This window comes from Castellaniella sp. WN (genome assembly GCF_054457555.1).
The window spans coordinates 609,866-627,429 of sequence record NZ_JBTKZC010000001.1 but is presented as its reverse complement, the minus strand read 5'-3'; the positions used below and the strand labels follow the sequence as shown (position 1 = coordinate 627,429).

The following is a 17,564-nucleotide window of genomic DNA, read 5'->3' as shown; positions in this document are numbered from 1 at the left end:
ATGAAACTCTACTATTTCCCCGGCGCCTGCCCCCTGGCCACCCACATTGCCCTCGAATGGATCGGCAAGCCCTATGAAACCGTCCGCCTGACCCGCGAGCAGACCAAGGAAGCCGACTACCTGGCGCTCAATCCGACGGGAGCCGTCCCCACCCTGGTGGACGGCGACTTCGTCCTGACCCAGAGCACGGCCATCCTGGATTACCTGGCTGAACTCAATCCCGAGGCCGGCCTGCTGGGCGACACTCCCCGTGAACGGGCGGAGACCCGCCGTTGGCTGGGTCTGTGCAATTCCGACCTGCACAAGACCTTTTCCCTGGTCTTCGCCCCAACCTATTACACCGGCGGCGACGAGAGCCTGGACAAGATCGTGGCCGGCAAGGCGGCCGAGAAACTGAAAAGTCTGTTCGCTATCGTCAACGCCCATCTGCGCGGCCGCGACTGGCTGACCGGCGGACGTTCGGCGGCCGATGCCTATCTGTTCGTGCTGCTGATGTGGGCGGACGCGAAGAAGATCCCTCTGACGGGCCTGGACGAGTTGCGCGAATTCCAGGCCCGCATGCGTGCCGACGCCGGCGTGCAGGCCGCGCTGAAAGCGGAAGGATTGGCCTGACCCGGAACATCCCCTGCGGGCCGCCCTGGGTACAGGCCCATCCGAGCGGCATACGAGCCGCGAGTTTGGGGGGATCTCCCAACAGTCACAGTCCCCCCGCCCCAAAAATTGCCCGGCTTTGGCCGGGCAATTTTTGATTCGACAGGGACCGACCCGAACGACGATCAGGCTCCGAGATACGCCTTGCGGACCTCGTCGTTGCTGAGCAGGTTGGCGCCTGTGTCGGCCAGCACGACCTTGCCGGTTTCCAGGACGTATCCCCGGTCCGCCACCTGCAGGGCCTTGTTGGCGTTCTGCTCGACCAGGAACACCGTCACGCCCTCCTCGCGGATGGTGCGGATGATGTCGAAGATCTGCGCGATGATCAGCGGCGCCAGCCCCAGGGTCGGCTCGTCGAGCAGCAGCAGCTTGGGCCGCGTCATCAGCGCCCGGCCGATGGCGAGCATCTGCTGCTCGCCTCCGGACATGGTGCCGGCGCGCTGGTTGGCGCGTTCACGCAGGCGCGGGAACAAGTCGAAGACGTGCTCCATGCCTTCTTCGGTCTGGGCGCGGTTCAGGAAGAACGCCCCCATGTTCAGGTTTTCCGCCACCGTCAGATCAGGGAACACGCGCCGGCCTTCCGGCGAGATGGCGATCCCGCGCTGCATGATGACGTGCGTGGGTTCCTGGGTGATGTCCTGGTCCAGGAAGGTGATCCTGCCCGAACGGGCGCGCGGATTGCCGCAGACCGACATGAGCAATGTGGTCTTGCCGGCGCCGTTGGCGCCGATCAATGTGACGATTTCACCCTGGTTGACTTCCACGGACACTTCGTTCAGGGCCTGGATGGCCCCGTAGAACGTGCTGACGTTTTCGAGCTTGAGCACGGTCACTCCCCCAGATAGGCTTTGATGACGCGGGGATCCGCGCGGACTTCGTCGGGCAGGCCGGTGGTGATAGGCTTGCCGTGTTCCATGACCAGGATGCGGTCGGACACGCCCATCACCAGACTCATATCGTGCTCGATCAGCAGCACGGCTACGCCGAATTCGCGCCGCAACTGGTCGATCAGCGCCTGCAGGTCGCGCTTTTCCTGGGGATTCAGGCCCGCGGCCGGCTCGTCGAGCATCAGCAGGCGCGGCTGGGTGATCATGCAACGGGCGATTTCCAGGCGCCGCTGGTGGCCGTAGGCCAGGTTGCCGGCCTCGCGGTTGGCGTACTGGCGGATGCCCATGAAATCCAGCCACTGGACCGCGCGTTTTTTGGCCTCCGTCTCGGAATGCCGGTACGAGGGCAGCTTGAACAGGCCCTGCAGCAGGCCGGTTTCCATCAGGGTGTGCTGCGCCACCATCAGGTTTTCCAGCACGGTCAGGTTCTTGAACAGGCGCACGTTCTGGAACGTGCGCACCAGGCCGTGGCGGGCGACCTTGTGGCTGGGCATGCCGGTGATGGCCTTGCCGTCCATGAGAATGTCGCCCGTGGTGGGCCTGTAGAAGCCACCCACGCAGTTGAAGACGGTAGTCTTGCCGGCGCCGTTGGGTCCGATGATGGCGAAAACCTCGTCGCGGCGCACGTCGAATTCGACCTGGTCGACGGCCAGCAGGCCGCCGAACCGCATGGTCAGTCCGCTGACCTTCAGCAATGTTTCACTCATGATTCCAATTCCACTTGCGGACGTTTCACCGGCAGCAGGCCCTGCGGGCGCCAGACCATCATGACGACCATGACCAGGCCGAAGATCAGCATGCGGTATTCGGCGAATTCGCGGGCGATCTCGGGAATGACGGTCAGCAGCACGGCGGCCAGGATGACCCCCAGCTGGGACCCCATGCCACCCAGCACGACGATGGCCAGGATCAGCGCCGACTCGATGAAGGTGAAGGATTCCGGATTCACCAGGCCCTGGCGGGCGGCGAAGAACGCGCCGCCGAAGCCGGCGAACATGGCACCCATGGTGAAGGCCGAGAGCTTGATGTTGCGCGGGTTCAGGCCCAGGGAACGGCAGGCGATCTCGTCCTCGCGCAAGGCTTCCCAGGCGCGGCCGATCGGCATGCGGATCAGGCGGCTGGTGAAGTACAGGGTGAACAGCACCAGCACCAGGGCCATCAGGTACAGGTAAATCACCACGTCCTGGCTGTTGAAGGACCACCCCATCAGTTCATGGAAGGTCGGCGTGCCGTCCACCGAGCGGCGCACCATCTGGTAGCCGAAGAAGGACGGCTTGGGAATCCCCGAGATGCCGTCCGGACCGCCGGTGAAACTGGTCAGATTGATGAGCAGCAGGCGGATGATCTCGCCGAAGCCCAGCGTCACGATCGCCAGGTAGTCGCCCCGCAGCCGCAGCACCGGGAAGCCCAGGATGAAGCCGAAGAAGGCCGACATCAGGCCGGCGAACGGCAGCGCCTGCCAGAAGCCCCAGCCCGCCCAGTGGTACAACAGGGCGTAGGTGTAGGCGCCCACGGCGTAGAAGCCCACGAAACCCAGGTCCAGAAGGCCGGCGAAGCCCACCACGATGTTCAGCCCCAGGCCGAGCATCACATAGATCAGCACCAGCGTGGCGATGTCCACCTGGGCGCGGCCGGTGAAGAAGGGCCAGACCAGCGCGAACAGGACCAGCGCCAGGATCGCCCGATGGCGGAACTTGTCGGTGATGGCGGGGATGCGGAACCGCGAGAGTGCCGCGGCCTTTCCGGCCCTGCGCTGGCGCAGCCAGGCGTTGACGAGCTGGATCACGAAGACGGCCAGCATGCCGCCCAGGATCATCTTCCAGTCGGGCTGCAGATAGGTTTCCTGGCCCCGGCGCAGGATCTGCAGGCCATACACGGGGGCGATGATCACCCCCGCCAGCAGCGAGGCGATCGCCGCGTTCTTGAGATTCTGGTTCATTTAGACTTTTTCCACCTCGGGTTTGCCCAACAGCCCCGTGGGACGGAACAGCAGGATGAAGACCAGCAGCAGGAAGGCGACGATGTCCTTGTACTGCGAGGAGATGAAAGCGGCGGCGAAGGTTTCGGCCAGACCCAGCAGCACGCCGCCCAGCATGGCGCCGGGGATGCTGCCGATGCCGCCCAGCACCGCGGCGGTGAAGGCCTTGATGCCGGCGATGAAGCCGATGAAGGGGTTGAGCTTGCCGATGGCCAGGGCGATCAGCACCCCGCCGACGGCGGCCAGCATGGCCCCGATCACGAAAGTGATGGAGATGATCCGGCTGGTGTCGATGCCCAGCAGATTGGCCATGCGCAGATCCTGGGAGCAGGCCCGCGACGCCTGGCCGGTGCGGGAATACTTGATGAATAGCGTCAGGCCGATCATCATCAGCACTGTGACCACGATGATCAGGATTCGGGAATACGGCGTCGTCACGCTGAAATCGCTGGCGCCGATCGTGAAGTTGAACGACCCGCTGATCAGCGCGGGCACGGCCATGTCGCGCGCGCCCTGCCCCGTGGCCACCCAGTTCTGCAGGAAGATCGACATGCCGATGGCGGAAATCAGCGGCACCAGGCGCGGGCTGTCGCGCAGTGGCGCGTAGGCGATCTTTTCGACGGCGAAACCGTAGACCGCCGTCACCAGCACGGCCATGATCAGCATGATCAGTACCATCACGGGCAGCGGCAGGCCGCTGCCCACGCCGATGGCCGAGAGCGTGACCAGGCCCACGTAGGCGCCGATCATGTAGATTTCGCCGTGGGCGAAGTTGATCATGCCGATGATGCCGTAGACCATGGTGTAGCCGATGGCGATCAGGGCATAGATGGCGCCCAGCGACAAGCCGTTGAACAGCTGTTGCGTCAATAGAGGAAGCAGGTCGGACATAATGTCGGGGGGAGTGAGACGAAAAGACGGCCGGGCGACAGGCGCCCGGAAGAACCGCAGCGGCCCCGGCTTGCGCCGGGGCCGGCCGAGCCCGTCAGGGCTGGATCTGGGTCAGGTTGCCGTTGGCATCCCAGCGGAAAACTGCGAACTCGAAGTGCTTCAGGTCGCCCTTCGCATCATAGTCGACCTTGCCGATGGCGGTGTCGAAGCTGTGGCTATGCATGTAGTCGGCGACCTTGGCAGGATCGGCGCCGACCGCGTTGATGCTGTCGGCCAGCACTTGCATCGCCGCGTAGGCGGTCATGGTGAACGCGCCGTCGGGACTGCGCTGGTACTTCTTGAATTGCTCGAGGATCTGTTCGTTGCCTTTGCGTTTGGTGAAGTCGGCGGGCAGCGTCACCAGCAGCTTGTCCACGGCCGGGCCGGCGATGGCGGCAAGATCCTTGTTGGCCACGCCTTCGGGACCCATGAACTGGGTTTCCAGGCCCTGTTCGCGCGCCTGGCGCAGCAACAGGCCCAGTTCGGGGTGGTAGCCGCCAAAATAGATCAGGTCGGGGCCCAGAGCCTTCAATTTGGAGATCACGGCGGAATAGTCGCTGTCGCCGACGTTGATGCCTTCGAACATGGCGACGTTCACGCCGTCCTTTTCCAGGGCCTTCTGGACCTGGGTGGCCACGCCGTTGCCGTAGGTCTGCTTGTCGTGCAGGATGGCGACCTTCTTCGGCTTGAGCTGCTTGGCGATGTAGTCGGCGGCGAAGGGGCCCTGCTGATCGTCGCGGCCGATGGTACGGAAGAAGAAGTGCGGCTTGATCGTGTCGGTGACCAGCGGGGACGTGGCGCCCGGGGTGATGGCGACGATGCCTTCCTGTTCGTAGACGTTGACCGCGGGGACCGTGGTGCCGGAGCAGGCGTGGGCCACGGCGAACTTGGCGCCGGCGTTGACCACGCGGTTGGCGGCCGGCACGGCCTGCTTGGGTTCGCAGCCGTCGTCGATCAGCAGGGGTTCGATCTTCATGCCCTTGATGCCGCCGGCTTCGTTCATGGCATCGATGGCCGTCAGCGCGCCCGCCTGGATCTGATCGCCGTACTGGGTGTTGGGGCCGGTCATCGGCTGAGGAATGCCGATCTTGAGGGTGTCGGCATGGGCGCCGGCAGCCAGAGCCAGAGCCAGAGCCCCGAATGCAAGGATGCAGGGGGTGATGCGCAGTTTGAACTTCATTCGATAGTCTCCGGTAGAGGCGCCGTTGGCAGTTTCAAGGCCCCGGTCGGGGTTGAAGCCAGGAGCGCCAAGCCTTGGTTTTTGCTTCCGCCCTGAGCGGCAGGCGTATTCTGACGGCTCACCCCAGGGGGTGTCACTACGGTTAATCCCTTAGGAAGGAGCGCGGCCGGGCGCGCTCCGCCCTATTCGGGGACGGATCAAGAGGAGAACTCGCGCGCCAGTTCGCCCGCCCGGCGGGCGGCGGCCGCGACCGCCTGGCGCATGATGTCGGGCAGACCGCGATCCTGGAAAACCGCCAGGGCCGCCGCCGTGGTGCCGCCTTTCGAAGTCACCCGCTCACGCAGGACCGCGGGCGGGTCCGGCGACAGCGTCGCCAGCTGGGTGGCGCCATGAAAGGTGCCCAGCGCCAGCCGGCGCGCCTGATCCGGCGCCAGGCCCTGTTCGATCCCGGCCGCGATCAGCGATTCCAGGAACAGGAAGACATAGGCCGGGCCGCTGCCGGATACCGCCGTGACGGCGTCGATGGCGGCGTCGTCATCCACCCAGATGACCTCGCCGACGGCGCGCAGCAGCTCTTCGGCCAGCACGCGGTCGGTTTCATCCACGCCGGACAGGGCCGCCATGCCCGTCATGCCGCTGGCGATCAGCGCGGGCGTGTTGGGCATGCAGCGCACGACCCGGGCATAGGGTTGCGTGTCCGTGCCCAGCCAGCGGGCGATCGCCTCTCCGGGAATGCCGGCGGCGATGCTGATGATCAGGGTGTCGGGACGCAGCCAGGGCCGGCACTGGCGCACGACCTCGGCCATGACCTGGGGCTTGACGGCGAAGAACCAGACGCGGCATTCGGACAGGCGCGCGTCGGGCTCCGCCGCCGTGGTGGTGCCCAGCGCGGCCCAGCGTTCGCGAGTGGCGGCGCCAGGATCGATGACGTGGACGTTGCCGGCAGCGCAGCGCCGGCCGATCAGGCCACTGGCCAGGGCGTTGGCCATATTGCCGCCGCCGATGAGCGCGAGAGAAAGTTCGGTTTTCATGACCCGGCATTGTAAGGACAAGCGCTACCGCGTAGAAGCCCCCCACGCTGCGCGGCCTTCGGGCGCTTGCCGCCCCAGGGGGAGGCTGCCTTGGGGCGGCCCGGCGGCAAAAAGCCCCCTTCCGCGGATTCTGCGGTCCGACAAGGAAATCAGGGATTGCCAAAGCCGTCACGGCTCTATCACAATGGCTCACTATAATTCCCTCCTGCCGCCACCCGGGCAGGATCGGGGGCACAACCACAGGAGACCACCATGTCTTTTTCCTTGTTCCGCGCGACCGCGCTGGCCGCCCTGCTGACCGGCGCGGGCACGACCCAGGCCGCCACCGACGTCACATTCTGGCACTCGATGGAAGGCCCGCTGGGCGAACGCGTCGCCAAGCTCGCCCAGGATTTCAACGCCAGCCAGTCCGACTACGTCGTGCACGCCGTCTACAAGGGTAACTACGGCGAATCCATGAACGCGGGGATCGCCGCCTTTCGCGCGGGCAACGCGCCCGACATCCTCCAGGTCTTCGAGGTCGGCACCGCCACCATGATGTACGCCAAGGGCGCCATCAAGCCCGTCCAAACGCTGTCCGAGTCCGTCGGCGACCCCATCGATCCGTCCGCCTTCCTGGGCGCCGTGGCCGGCTACTATTCGTCCCCCGACGGCAAACTGGTGTCCATGCCCTTCAACAGTTCCACGCCGGTGCTGTACTACAACAAGGACGCCTTCAAGAAGGCCGGCCTGGACCCCGAACATCCTCCCAAGACCTGGCCCGAAGTGGCGGACGCCGCCGGAAAACTGCGCGCGGCCGGCATGGAATGCGGCTATTCCTCCGCCTGGCCGTCCTGGGTCCTGCTGGAGAACTTCGCCGCCTGGCACAATGTGCCCTACGCCAGCCAGGACAACGGCTTCGGCGGCCTGGACGCGCGCCTGCAGCTCGACAGCCCCCTGTTCCGCAAGCACCTGGACTTCCTGGCCGGTATGGCCAAGGCCGGCACCTTCACCTACGGCGGGCGCGGGGATGCGGGCAACGCCCTGTTCACTTCGGGCAAGTGCGGCATATACACGGGCTCCAGCGGCATGCGCGCCTCCATCCTCAAGACCGGCGGCTTCGCCTTCGGCACCAGCACCCTGCCCTATTACCCCGACGTCCAGGGCGCACCCCAGAACTCCATCATCGGCGGCGCGTCGCTGTGGGTGTTCTCCGGCAAGTCCGACGCCGCCTACAAAGGCGTGATCAAGTTCTTCAAGTTCCTGTCCAGCCCCGCGCAGGCCGCCGCCTGGCACCAGGGCACCGGCTATGTGCCCGTCACCAAGGCCGGCTACCAGGCCACCAAGGAATCCGGCTTCTACGACAAGAACCCGGGCACGGAAATCGCAGTCAAGCAGCTCGACGCCACCACCACCGCCAACTCGCGCGGTATCCGGTTGGGCTACCTGCCGCAGATCCGCGACATCGAGGACGGCACCATGGAGCAGATCTTCGCCGGCCAGACCAGCCCCGAGGATGGGCTGAAGAAGATGAGCACCGAGGGCAACGCCCTGCTCGAACGCTTCCAGAAGAGCGTCAAGTAGGCCAATGGAGAAACGCGTCGTCTTCCGCCACCGCAGCCTGCCCTGGCTGCTGCTGGCGCCGCAGTTGGCGATCACGCTGGTGTTTTTCTTCTGGCCGGCGGGCCAGGCCCTGTGGCAGTCCTTCCGCCTGGAAGACCCCTTCGGCCTGTCCTCGCAGTTCGCGGGCCTGGACAACTTCGCCGACCTGTTCGCCAGCGCCGACTACCTGAGTTCGTTTCGCACCACGCTCTGGTTCTCGGCGCTGGTGGCCTGCGGCGGACTGGCGATCTCGCTGCTGCTGGCCGTGATGGCCGACCGCGTAGTGCGCGGCGCGGGCATCTACAAGACCCTGCTGATCTGGCCTTACGCGGTCGCGGCGGCGGTCGCCGGGGTGTTGTGGCTATTCCTGTTCTCGCCCTCGGTCGGCATCCTGGCGGTCTACCTGGCGCAGCTCGGCTTCGACTGGAATCCGCGCCTGGATGGGCACGACGCCATGGCGCTGGTCGTCTTCGCCTCGATCTGGAAACAGGTATCCTACAACTTCCTGTTCTTCCTGGCCGGCCTGCAGTCCATCCCCCGCTCGCTGATCGAGGCCGCCGCCATCGACGGCGCGGGCCCTGTCCGGCGCTTCTGCACCATCGTCTTTCCGCTGCTGTCGCCCACGACCTTCTTCCTGCTGGTGATCAACTTCATCTACGCCTTCTTCGACACCTTCGCGGTGATCGACGTGGTCACTCAGGGCGGGCCGGGGCACGCCACCGACATCCTGGTCTACAAGGTCTACAACGCCGGTTTCAAGGGCCTGGACCTGGGTTCATCCGCCGCCCAGTCGGTGATCCTGATGCTGATCGTCATCGGCCTGACGGCCCTTCAGTTCCGCTACGTCGACCGCAAGGTGAACTACTGATGCCCCCGCCCGATCTTCACGGAGACGCCCGTGGTTGAACGCCGCCCGCTGCTGGACATCGTCTCGCACCTCACGCTGATCCTGGGCGTGGCGGTGATCGCTTTTCCGCTGTACGTCGCCTTCGCGGCCTCCACCCAGACGGCCCAGGAAGTCGCGCGGGCGCCGATGTCCCTGGTCCCCGGCGTCCATTTCCTGGACAATTACTGGACCGTGCTGAAGGGCGGCGCGGTCAACACCCCGCCCGTGGGCAGGATGCTGTGGATCAGCACCTTCATGGCCCTGGCGATCGCCATCGGCAAGATCGCCATTTCCATGCTGTCGGCCTTCGCAGTGGTGTATTTCCGCTTTCCCCTGCGCATGCTGTGCTTCTGGATGATCTTCGTCACCCTGATGCTGCCGGTGGAAGTCCGCATCGCCCCCACCTACGCGGTGGTCGCCGACCTGGGCATGCTCAACAGCTACGCCGGCCTGACCCTGCCGCTGATCGCGTCGGCCACGGCCACCTTCCTGTTTCGACAATTCTTCCTGACCGTGCCCGACGAACTGGTCGAGGCCGCCCGCATCGACGGCGCGGGCCCCATGCGCTTCTTCAAGGACATCCTGCTGCCGCTGTCGCGCACCAGCATCGCCGCCCTGTTCGTGATCCAGTTCATCTACGGCTGGAACCAGTACCTGTGGCCGCTGATCATCACTACGCATGAAAACATGTATCCCGTGGTGGTCGGCATCCGCCGCATGATCGCCGGAGGCGACAGCGTCACCGAATGGAACCTGGTCATGGCCACGGCCATGCTGGCCATGCTGCCGCCCGCCGCCGTCGTCATCCTGATGCAGAAATGGTTCGTCAAGGGCCTGGTCGATTCAGAAAAATAAGGACACCGCATTCCCCATGGCAACCCTCAGCTTTCGCGATGTGCGCAAGACCTATCCAGGCGGCGTGGCCGTCATTCATGGCATCGACATGGAAGTGCGCGACGGCGAATTCGTCGTGATCGTCGGGCCGTCGGGCTGCGGAAAATCGACCCTGATGCGCATGGTGGCGGGCCTGGAGTCCGTCACCGGCGGCGAAATCGCCATTGGCGGCCGGGTCGTCAACGACCTGGAACCCGCCGAACGCGACATCGCCATGGTGTTCCAGAACTACGCGCTCTACCCCCACATGAGCGTGTTCGACAACATGGCCTACGGCCTGAAGATCCGCCGCCTGGGGCGCGACGAGATCCGCCGCCGTGTCGGGGACGCCGCCCGCATCCTGGAACTCGACCAGTTGCTGGAACGGCGCCCGCGCCAGCTGTCCGGCGGCCAGCGCCAACGCGTAGCCATGGGCCGGGCCATCGTGCGCGAGCCTGCCGTGTTCCTGTTCGATGAACCCCTGTCCAACCTGGACGCCAAGCTGCGCGTACAGATGCGCCTGGAAATCCAGAAACTGCACCAGCGCCTGGGCACCACCAGTCTGTACGTCACCCACGACCAGGTCGAGGCCATGACGCTGGCCCACCGCATGGTCGTCATGAACAAGGGCGTGCCCGAGCAGATCGGCACGCCCGCCGAGGTCTTTGAGCACCCCGCCACCGTCTTCGTGGCCGGCTTCATCGGCTCGCCCCCCATGAACCTGCTGCGAGTGGACGTGGACGCGCAGGGCCGGGCCGCTGGTCCGGACGGCGCCGCCCTGCCTCTGGCCGCGCCTGCGGGGTCCGCACGCCCCCTGGTCCTGGGGCTTCGCCCGGAGCATCTGAGGCTCGGCGCGCCGGGCCTGCGGTCTCGAGTCGAGATGATCGAGATCCTGGGTTCCGAGCAGCTGATCCATACCCGCTGGGGCGAACAGCCGCTGGTGCTGCGTTGCGCCGTGTCCGAAACCCGGGAACGGCCACTCACCGCCGGCGACGAGATCACGGCCGGGCCGGACGGGGAGCACCCGGCGCACTGGTTCGACGCCGGCACCGGAAAGCGCGTCGAGGACTGAACCCCGCCAGCGTCCGGGCGCCGACATGATTCATGGAGCAGCCATGAGAAAGCGGCGCCGCCCGGACGGGTTGCGCCGCTTTTCATCGCCGGAGCGCCGCGAGGCGCCCGGGATGGACTGGCTTACTTGAAGACGGACTTGGAGCCGTCGGCGTGCCAGGTGAAGACGTCGAACTTGAAGGACTTGAGGTCGCCCTGCTTGTTCCAGGCGATGTCGCCAATCGGAGTCTTGACCGAATTGCCGTGCAGCCAGGCGGCGACCTTGGCCGGATCGTCCTTGCCCGCGCCCTTGATGCCGGCGGCGATGGCCTCGACGGCGGAATAGGCGGTCAGCTGAAAGGCGCCGCCCGGGTTGCGGTTCTTGTCCTTGAAGGCCTTGACCACGGATGCGTTGGCCGGATCGGTGGTGAAGTCGGCGGGGAGGGTCACCAGCATGCCTTCCACGGCCGGGCCGGCGATGGCGTTGATGTCCGGATTGCCGACGCCTTCCGGGCCCATGAACTTGGCCTGCAGGCCCTGCTCGGCGCCCTGGCGCAGCAGCAGGCCCATTTCGGGGTGATAGCCGCCATAGTAGACGAAGTCGGCGCCCGAGGACTTGAGCTTGGTGATCACGGCGGAGTAGTCGCTGTCGCCGGCGTTGATGCCCTCGAACAGCACGACCTTGATGCCGGCCTTTTCGAGGTCGGCCTTGACGGCCGTGGCGATGCCCTGGCCATACGACTGCTTGTCGTGCAGCACGGCCACGGCCTTGGGCTTGACCTTCTGGGCGATGAACTCCGCGGCGGCTGGACCCTGCTGGTCGTCGCGGCCGATGGTGCGGAAGATCATGTCGTAGTTCTTGCCGTCGGTCACCAGGGGCGAAGTGGCGGACGGGGAAATCATGACCACGCCTTCGTTGTTGTAGACGGGCGTCGCGGCGATCGTCGCGCCCGAGCACACGTGGCCCACGACGTAGTGGATCTTTTCATTGACGACGCGATTGGCCACGACCGGACCCTGCTTGGGTTCGCACCCATCGTCGATCACGACGGCTTCCAGTTTGTTGCCCAGCACGCCGCCGCCGGCGTTGATGGTTTCGATCGCCGTATCCACGCCTTCCTTGACCATGTCGCCATACTGCGTCAACGCCCCGGTAAAGGGCCCCGCGATGGCGATGCGGATGGTATCGGCATGCGCCACGGAAGAAAGCATCATGCCGGCGGCCAGGCCCAGTGCGGCCGCCATCGGCGTAAAGCGTACGTTCATAAGACCTCCTGTGAAAGACCTGGAAAAGAATACACGAAACCCCCGTGCAGCGGTCATTGCGCTGTACGGGGGTTTTCCCGATATCGCGTTGCGCGCCGGGATGAAACGGTGCGCGGATATGAAGTCAGGCCAGCAGGCTGCGCAACATCCAGGCATTCTTTTCGTGCACGTCGAGGCGCTGCGTGAGCAGGTCGGCCGTGGGCTGATCGTTGACGGCGTCGGCGCACTGGAAGGCCCGGCGCGCGGTGCGCGCGACCGCCTCGTTGCCGTTGACCAGCATGCGCAACATGTCCTCGGCCGAAGGCACGGACGCGGGCTCGGCGATGGAGCCGAGGCGCGCGTACTCGGCATAGGTGCCGGGCGCATAATGCCCCAGGGCGCGGATGCGTTCGGCAATGGCGTCCAGCGCCTGCCAGGTTTCCGTGTACTGGGTCATGAACAACTGGTGCAGGGTGCTGAACATGGGACCGGTCACGTTCCAGTGGAAATTGTGGGTCATCAGGTACAGCGTGTAGGTGTCGGCCAGAGTCTTGGACAATTCCGCCACGACGGCAGCGCGATCCTTGGCCGAGATGCCGATGTCGATCGGCAAGCCGCTGGAGGGCGCGGCGGCAGGTTTCTTCGAGCTGGTTTTCTTGGCGGCTTTGGCCATGGTGCACTCCTTCGAAAGGTCAGTCATACGATGCCAGGATAGCATGCGCGAGGCGCGCCGGCATTGGCCCGCCACAGGACCGCGCTCCGGGTTCAGTTCGCCTCCACAGCCACCGGAACGGCGTCCTGGAGTATGGTCGCGCCCGGCATGCCGCAATGGCGCACGGCCTGGATCAGTGCCTCGATGGCAGCCTGGCGCGGGAAGCTCTTGCGCCAGACCAGCACCACGCGGCGATCGGGCGCCGGCGGCTCGAACGGCACGAAACGCAGCAACCGGCTTTCGGCCCCCCGCATCCCCAGGGCGCTGGCCGGCAGGACCGTGATGCCGATGCCCGCGGCCACCATATGGCGGATGGTTTCCAGCGAGGACCCCTCGAAGGTGCGCTGGATGCCCTCGCTGGAGGCCGAGAAGCGCGACAATTCCGGACAGACCTCCAGCACCTGGTCGCGGAAGCAATGGCCGGCCCCCAGCAGCAGCATGGTTTCTTCCTTCAGGCGGCCGGAATTGATCTGCTTTTCCTCCGCCCAGGGATGGTTGTGCGGCAGAGCGACGTAAAAGGGCTCGTCGTACAGTGCGCATTGCGACAGGCCGGTGTCGGGCAGCGGCAGGGCGACGATGGCGCAGTCGATCTCGCCCTGGCGCAGCAGCTCCAGCAGCCTCGCAGTGTAGTTTTCCTGGAGCAGCAGCGGCATCTGGGGCGTGCGGCGGATCTGCTCGGGCACCAGGTAGGGCAGCAGGTACGGCCCGACAGTGTAGATTACCCCGACGCGCAGCGGGCCTTCCAGCGGGTCATGCCCCTGGCGGGCGATCTCGCGCAGGTTGGCGCCCTCTTCCAGGACTTTCTGCGCCTGGGCGACGACGCGCAGGCCGATGGGGGTGATGCCGACCTCGGCGCCGCCGCGCTCGAACAGCACCACGCCCAACTCTTCCTCCAGCTTGCGAATGGCGACCGACAGCGTGGGCTGGCTCACGAAGCAGGCTTCGGCGGCCCGGCCGAAATGGCGCTCCCGCGCCACGGCGACAATGTATTTGAGTTCGGTCAGAGTCATGGTGAAAATCCCCAGGTCGGGTCAGCTGCGCAGATATTGGTCGGCGCCCGCCATCCAGCGCTGCCGGTGGGCTCGGGCATGCTCGGGAAAATCGGCCGACAGCCAGGCGGCGGCCTCGCGGGCCTGTTCGAGCAGGTCCTCGTCGGATTCCAGGTCGGCGAAGCGCAGCAGGGTCTGACCCGACTGTCGCAGGCCCAGCAGTTCGCCCGGCCCGCGCTGGGTCAGGTCGCGCCGCGCGATCTCGAAGCCGTCGGTGGTTTCATACATGGCGCGCAGACGTTCCCGGGCGATGGCCGACAGCGGCGGCTGGTACAGCAGGACGCAGGTGGCCTCGCCACCGCCCCGCCCCACCCGGCCGCGCAACTGGTGCAACTGCGCCAGGCCGAAGCGCTCGGCGTGCTCGATCACCATCAGACCGGCATTGGGCACGTCCACGCCGACTTCGATGACGGTGGTCGCAACCAGCAGGTCGATCTCCCCGGCGCGGAAGGCGTCCATGACTTCGGATTTTTCCCGCGCCGGCAGACGGCCGTGCATCAGGCCGATGCGCAAGTCCGGCAGCGCCGCGCACAGCAGCTCATACGTATCGACGGCCGTCTGCAACTGCAGGGCCTCGCTTTCCTCGACCAGGGGGCAAACCCAATAAGCCTGGCGCCCGGCGCGCACGACCTCGCCCACGCGGGCCAGAACCTCGTCCCGGCGCCGGTCGTCGAACAGGCGGGTGCGCACCGGCACGCGGCCCGGCGGCAGCTCGTCCAGGACCGAAACGTCCATGTCGGCAAAGAAAGCCATCGCCAGGGTGCGCGGAATGGGCGTGGCGCTCATGCTGAGCTGGTGCGGACGGTACCTGGCCTGGTCGCCCTTGCGGTTCAACGCCAGGCGCTGGCCCACGCCGAAGCGATGCTGCTCGTCGCTGATCACCAGCCCCAGCGATTCGAACTCCACCTTGTCCTGAATCAGGGCCTGGGTGCCGACCGCCAGCCGGGCCTCGCCGGAGGCCATGGCGCTCAAGGCCTTGCGGCGCTCGGCAGCCGGCAGGCCGCCCGTCAGCCAGACCGGCGCCACGCCCAGCGGCGTCAGCCACTCGGACAGTTTGCGCCAGAGCTGTTCCGCCAGGATTTCCGTCGGCGCCATCACGGCGACCTGGGCGCCGGCCTCGATCGCCTGGGCGGCCGCGAGGGCGGCCACCAGGGTCTTGCCGCTGCCCACATCGCCCTGCAGCAGACGATGCATGGGATGCGTGCGCGCCAGATCCTCGCCGATCTGCGCCACGGCGCGCGCCTGGGCGCCGGTGGGCTTGAACGGCAGACCGGCCAGCAGGCGGCCCGTCAGACGGCCGTCCCCCCGCAGGCTACGGGCGGCCTGGGCGCGGCGCGCCGCCCTGGCATCGGCCAGGGCCAGCTGCTGCGCCAGCAGTTCGTCGAACTTGATGCGCCGCCATGCGGGATGGCTGTGTTCGGCCAGCGACTCCAGGGAAATGTCCGGCCCCGGGTTGTGCAGCAGGCGCAGGGACGGCTCGAAATCGGCCAGTTCGTAGGCCTCGCGCACGGCGGCCGGCAGAGTATCGCCCAGATCGGCCTCGTCCAGAGCGCGGGCGATGGCCTTGCGCAGGGCGGCCTGCGGCAGGCCCTGGGTCGTGGGATAGACCGGGGTCAGCGTGTCGGGCAACGGCGCACCCGGCTCGGTGATCAGCGGATGTACGATTTCCAGGCCATGGAAACCCGCGCGGACCTCGCCACGCGCGCGCACCCGCCGTCCGGCATGCAGGCGGGCCTGCTGCCCCGGATAGACGTGCAGCCAGCGCAGGCCCAGGTGGCCGGAATCGTCGGCCAGCGTGGCCCGCAGCGTCCGCCGGGGACCGAAACGGATTTCGCTGTCCACGATCTCGCCTTCGAACAGGGCATGGGCACCGGGTCGCGCTTCGCCGATCGGCGTGATGCGGGTTTCGTCCTCGTAGCGCAGCGGCAAGTGCGTGGCGAAGTCGGCGGGAGCGCACAGACCCAGCCGTTCGAACAGGCGGGCCTGCGATGCGCCTGCCGCCTTTCGGACGCCAGGCGCGGCCCGACGCGGCTTTTCAGCCGAATTCACGGCGCATGGTCCGGCGGGCGGCGGAGATCAGAGCGCCAGGACGGCCTCGACCTCGAACTGGGCGCCCTTGGGTAGACTGGCGACACCCAGGGTCGAGCGCGCCGGATAAGGCTGGGGAATGATTTCCGCCATGATTGCATTGGCGCTGGCGAACTTGCTGAGATCCGTCAGGAACAGGGTGAGCTTGACGATGTCGTTCAGCGTGCCGCCGGCCGCCTCGATGACGGCCTGCATGTTGGCGAAGGACTGGCGGACCTGGCCCTCGAAGTTTTCCGACACCAGTTCGCCCGTGCCGGGTTCCAGTCCGATCTGGCCCGACAGGAAGACCAGTCTGCCCGCCGGCACGCTGACCGCCTGCGAATACGGGCCGACGGCGGCCGGTGCGGCATCGGTATGGATGATTGCCTTGCTCATGGTAGGGGCTCGATAATGGTTAAAAGACTATCGGAGTGTACCGACCAATAGCGAAAAATAAAAGCTGATGCAGGCCCCGGCCACGCCTATTTTTCGGCGAAGGCGCGCTCGAAGACGTAGTCGCCGGGTTCGCCGACGCCGGGCGAGGCCACGAAGCCGCGCGCGTCCAGCATGGCGCGGATGTCGGTCAGCATGGCCGGGCTGCCGCAGATCATGGCACGATCGACGGCGGGATCCAGCGGCGGCAGGCCGATGTCGTCGAACAGCTTGCCGGTTTCCACCAGGGTCGTCAACCGGCCCTCGTGCTCGTAGGGCTCCCGCGTCACCGTGGGGTAGTAGATCAGCTTGTCGCGCACCATTTCGCCCAGGTATTCGTCCTGGGGCAGTTCGTGGCGGATGTAGTCGGCGTAGGCCAGTTCGCTGACGAAGCGCACGCCGTGCATCAGGATGACTTTCTCGAAGCGGTCGTAGACTTCGGGATCCTTGATGATGCTGAGAAACGGCGCCAGCCCCGTGCCGGTGGCGAACAGGTACAGGCGGCGGCCGGGGCGCAGGTCGTCGACCACCAGCGTACCGACCGGCTTGCGGCTGACCAGCACGGCGTCGCCCGGCTTCAGATGCTGCAGACGCGAGGTGAGCGGACCGTTGGGGACTTTGATGCTGAAGAATTCCAGGTTGTCTTCGTGGTTGGCGCTGGCGATGCTGTAGGCGCGCATCAGCGGCTTGCCCTCGACTTCCAGGCCCAACATCACGAAATGGCCATTATGGAAGCGCAGGCCGGGATCGCGCGTGGTCTTGAAGGAAAACAGCGTGTCATTCCAGTGTCGTACGCTGAGGACTTGCTCGGAATTGAAAGCGGCCATGACGAAAGACGGGCTCCAGGATTCGGGGGTGGATGTGTATGAATAGATGGTACGGCGATGGCCGGGAAACACAAGGCCGGACCTTGCGCAGCGCAGGGGTTTTCTTGATTTCGCGCAAGATCAGGCGCGAAACCCGATGGATGCCGGAGATCGCGGCACATTTTAATATGTTCAGCAGTCTTTTC

The 17,564-nt window shown here is 66.1% G+C and carries 17 protein-coding genes; 5 read left to right on the top strand and 12 right to left on the bottom strand.

What is annotated here, in order from left to right:
* Entirely contained in the window at positions 1-612 is a 612-nt protein-coding gene (locus tag ACTPOE_RS02870; RefSeq protein WP_458870693.1) for a glutathione S-transferase family protein, read from the top strand.
* A 164-nt stretch (positions 613-776) separates the two neighbouring features.
* Here ACTPOE_RS02870 and ACTPOE_RS02865 read toward each other — a convergent pair whose 3' ends face one another.
* The 6 genes from ACTPOE_RS02865 to proC form a co-directional block, all read right to left on the bottom strand.
* Complete coding sequence (locus tag ACTPOE_RS02865; RefSeq protein ID WP_458870692.1) at positions 777-1,478, bottom strand: ABC transporter ATP-binding protein; 702 nt, start codon at positions 1,476-1,478, stop codon at positions 777-779.
* 2 nt (positions 1,479-1,480) lie between these two features.
* Positions 1,481-2,245: a high-affinity branched-chain amino acid ABC transporter ATP-binding protein LivG gene (livG, locus tag ACTPOE_RS02860; RefSeq protein ID WP_458870691.1), complete on the bottom strand. Its 765-nt coding sequence runs from the start codon at positions 2,243-2,245 to the stop codon at positions 1,481-1,483.
* Entirely contained in the window at positions 2,242-3,477 is a 1,236-nt protein-coding gene (locus tag ACTPOE_RS02855) for a high-affinity branched-chain amino acid ABC transporter permease LivM (protein WP_458870690.1), read from the bottom strand. Before ACTPOE_RS02855 ends, livG begins: the two co-directional genes overlap by 4 nt.
* On the bottom strand, positions 3,478-4,407 hold the full coding sequence (livH, locus tag ACTPOE_RS02850) for a high-affinity branched-chain amino acid ABC transporter permease LivH (protein ID WP_458870689.1): 930 nt from the start codon (positions 4,405-4,407) through the stop codon (positions 3,478-3,480). It lies immediately after the preceding gene.
* 94 nt (positions 4,408-4,501) lie between these two features.
* Positions 4,502-5,626 (bottom strand): high-affinity branched-chain amino acid ABC transporter substrate-binding protein, encoded by a 1,125-nt coding sequence (locus tag ACTPOE_RS02845; RefSeq protein WP_458870688.1) that lies wholly within the window; start codon positions 5,624-5,626, stop codon positions 4,502-4,504.
* Between the two features lie 197 nt (positions 5,627-5,823).
* Positions 5,824-6,657, bottom strand: coding sequence for a pyrroline-5-carboxylate reductase (gene proC, locus ACTPOE_RS02840; RefSeq protein WP_458870687.1), 834 nt, complete (start codon positions 6,655-6,657; stop codon positions 5,824-5,826).
* A gap of 252 nt (positions 6,658-6,909) precedes the next feature.
* On the opposite strand from proC, the gene ugpB reads away from it, so the two are divergent.
* From ugpB to ACTPOE_RS02820, 4 genes are read left to right on the top strand one after another with little or no spacing between them, the layout of a single operon-like run.
* Positions 6,910-8,220 (top strand): sn-glycerol-3-phosphate ABC transporter substrate-binding protein UgpB, encoded by a 1,311-nt coding sequence (gene ugpB, locus ACTPOE_RS02835; protein WP_458870686.1) that lies wholly within the window; start codon positions 6,910-6,912, stop codon positions 8,218-8,220.
* A gap of 4 nt (positions 8,221-8,224) precedes the next feature.
* Entirely contained in the window at positions 8,225-9,106 is an 882-nt protein-coding gene (ugpA, locus tag ACTPOE_RS02830) for a sn-glycerol-3-phosphate ABC transporter permease UgpA (protein ID WP_458870684.1), read from the top strand.
* A gap of 30 nt (positions 9,107-9,136) precedes the next feature.
* Positions 9,137-9,979, top strand: coding sequence for a sn-glycerol-3-phosphate ABC transporter permease UgpE (gene ugpE, locus ACTPOE_RS02825; RefSeq protein WP_458870683.1), 843 nt, complete (start codon positions 9,137-9,139; stop codon positions 9,977-9,979).
* A gap of 16 nt (positions 9,980-9,995) precedes the next feature.
* The gene (locus ACTPOE_RS02820; RefSeq protein ID WP_458870682.1) at positions 9,996-11,069 is read left to right on the top strand and encodes a sn-glycerol-3-phosphate import ATP-binding protein UgpC; all 1,074 of its coding nucleotides are present in this window, start codon (positions 9,996-9,998) and stop codon (positions 11,067-11,069) included.
* Positions 11,070-11,191: 122 nt separating this feature from the next.
* Here the strand turns inward: ACTPOE_RS02820 and ACTPOE_RS02815 are convergent, their stop codons facing one another.
* The 6 genes from ACTPOE_RS02815 to ACTPOE_RS02790 form a co-directional block, all read right to left on the bottom strand.
* Complete coding sequence (locus ACTPOE_RS02815; RefSeq protein WP_458870681.1) at positions 11,192-12,313, bottom strand: branched-chain amino acid ABC transporter substrate-binding protein; 1,122 nt, start codon at positions 12,311-12,313, stop codon at positions 11,192-11,194.
* A 124-nt stretch (positions 12,314-12,437) separates the two neighbouring features.
* Positions 12,438-12,965, bottom strand: a complete 528-nt coding sequence (locus ACTPOE_RS02810; protein WP_458870680.1) for a Dps family protein — start codon at positions 12,963-12,965, stop codon at positions 12,438-12,440.
* A gap of 92 nt (positions 12,966-13,057) precedes the next feature.
* Entirely contained in the window at positions 13,058-14,014 is a 957-nt protein-coding gene (locus tag ACTPOE_RS02805; protein WP_458870679.1) for a LysR substrate-binding domain-containing protein, read from the bottom strand.
* 21 nt (positions 14,015-14,035) lie between these two features.
* On the bottom strand, positions 14,036-16,102 hold the full coding sequence (gene recG, locus ACTPOE_RS02800) for an ATP-dependent DNA helicase RecG (protein ID WP_458870678.1): 2,067 nt from the start codon (positions 16,100-16,102) through the stop codon (positions 14,036-14,038).
* Positions 16,103-16,129: 27 nt separating this feature from the next.
* On the bottom strand, positions 16,130-16,516 hold the full coding sequence (locus ACTPOE_RS02795; protein ID WP_458870677.1) for a Rid family detoxifying hydrolase: 387 nt from the start codon (positions 16,514-16,516) through the stop codon (positions 16,130-16,132).
* Between the two features lie 86 nt (positions 16,517-16,602).
* Positions 16,603-17,379 carry a ferredoxin--NADP reductase gene (locus ACTPOE_RS02790; protein WP_458870676.1) on the bottom strand — a complete coding sequence of 259 codons (777 nt, stop codon included), beginning with the start codon at positions 17,377-17,379 and terminating at the stop codon, positions 16,603-16,605.
* Between the last annotated feature and the right edge of the window lie 185 nt (positions 17,380-17,564).

Coding starts and splice junctions, on each gene's coding strand:
- ACTPOE_RS02870 (WP_458870693.1), top strand. CDS start 1: ATGAAACTCTACTATTTCCCCGGCGCCTGCCCCCTGGCCACCCACATT.
- livG (WP_458870691.1), bottom strand. CDS start 2,245: ATGAGTGAAACATTGCTGAAGGTCAGCGGACTGACCATGCGGTTCGGC.
- ACTPOE_RS02855 (WP_458870690.1), bottom strand. CDS start 3,477: ATGAACCAGAATCTCAAGAACGCGGCGATCGCCTCGCTGCTGGCGGGG.
- livH (WP_458870689.1), bottom strand. CDS start 4,407: ATGTCCGACCTGCTTCCTCTATTGACGCAACAGCTGTTCAACGGCTTG.
- ACTPOE_RS02845 (WP_458870688.1), bottom strand. CDS start 5,626: ATGAAGTTCAAACTGCGCATCACCCCCTGCATCCTTGCATTCGGGGCT.
- proC (WP_458870687.1), bottom strand. CDS start 6,657: ATGAAAACCGAACTTTCTCTCGCGCTCATCGGCGGCGGCAATATGGCC.
- ugpB (WP_458870686.1), top strand. CDS start 6,910: ATGTCTTTTTCCTTGTTCCGCGCGACCGCGCTGGCCGCCCTGCTGACC.
- ugpA (WP_458870684.1), top strand. CDS start 8,225: ATGGAGAAACGCGTCGTCTTCCGCCACCGCAGCCTGCCCTGGCTGCTG.
- ACTPOE_RS02820 (WP_458870682.1), top strand. CDS start 9,996: ATGGCAACCCTCAGCTTTCGCGATGTGCGCAAGACCTATCCAGGCGGC.
- ACTPOE_RS02815 (WP_458870681.1), bottom strand. CDS start 12,313: ATGAACGTACGCTTTACGCCGATGGCGGCCGCACTGGGCCTGGCCGCC.
- ACTPOE_RS02810 (WP_458870680.1), bottom strand. CDS start 12,965: ATGGCCAAAGCCGCCAAGAAAACCAGCTCGAAGAAACCTGCCGCCGCG.
- ACTPOE_RS02805 (WP_458870679.1), bottom strand. CDS start 14,014: ATGACTCTGACCGAACTCAAATACATTGTCGCCGTGGCGCGGGAGCGC.
- ACTPOE_RS02795 (WP_458870677.1), bottom strand. CDS start 16,516: ATGAGCAAGGCAATCATCCATACCGATGCCGCACCGGCCGCCGTCGGC.
- ACTPOE_RS02790 (WP_458870676.1), bottom strand. CDS start 17,379: ATGGCCGCTTTCAATTCCGAGCAAGTCCTCAGCGTACGACACTGGAAT.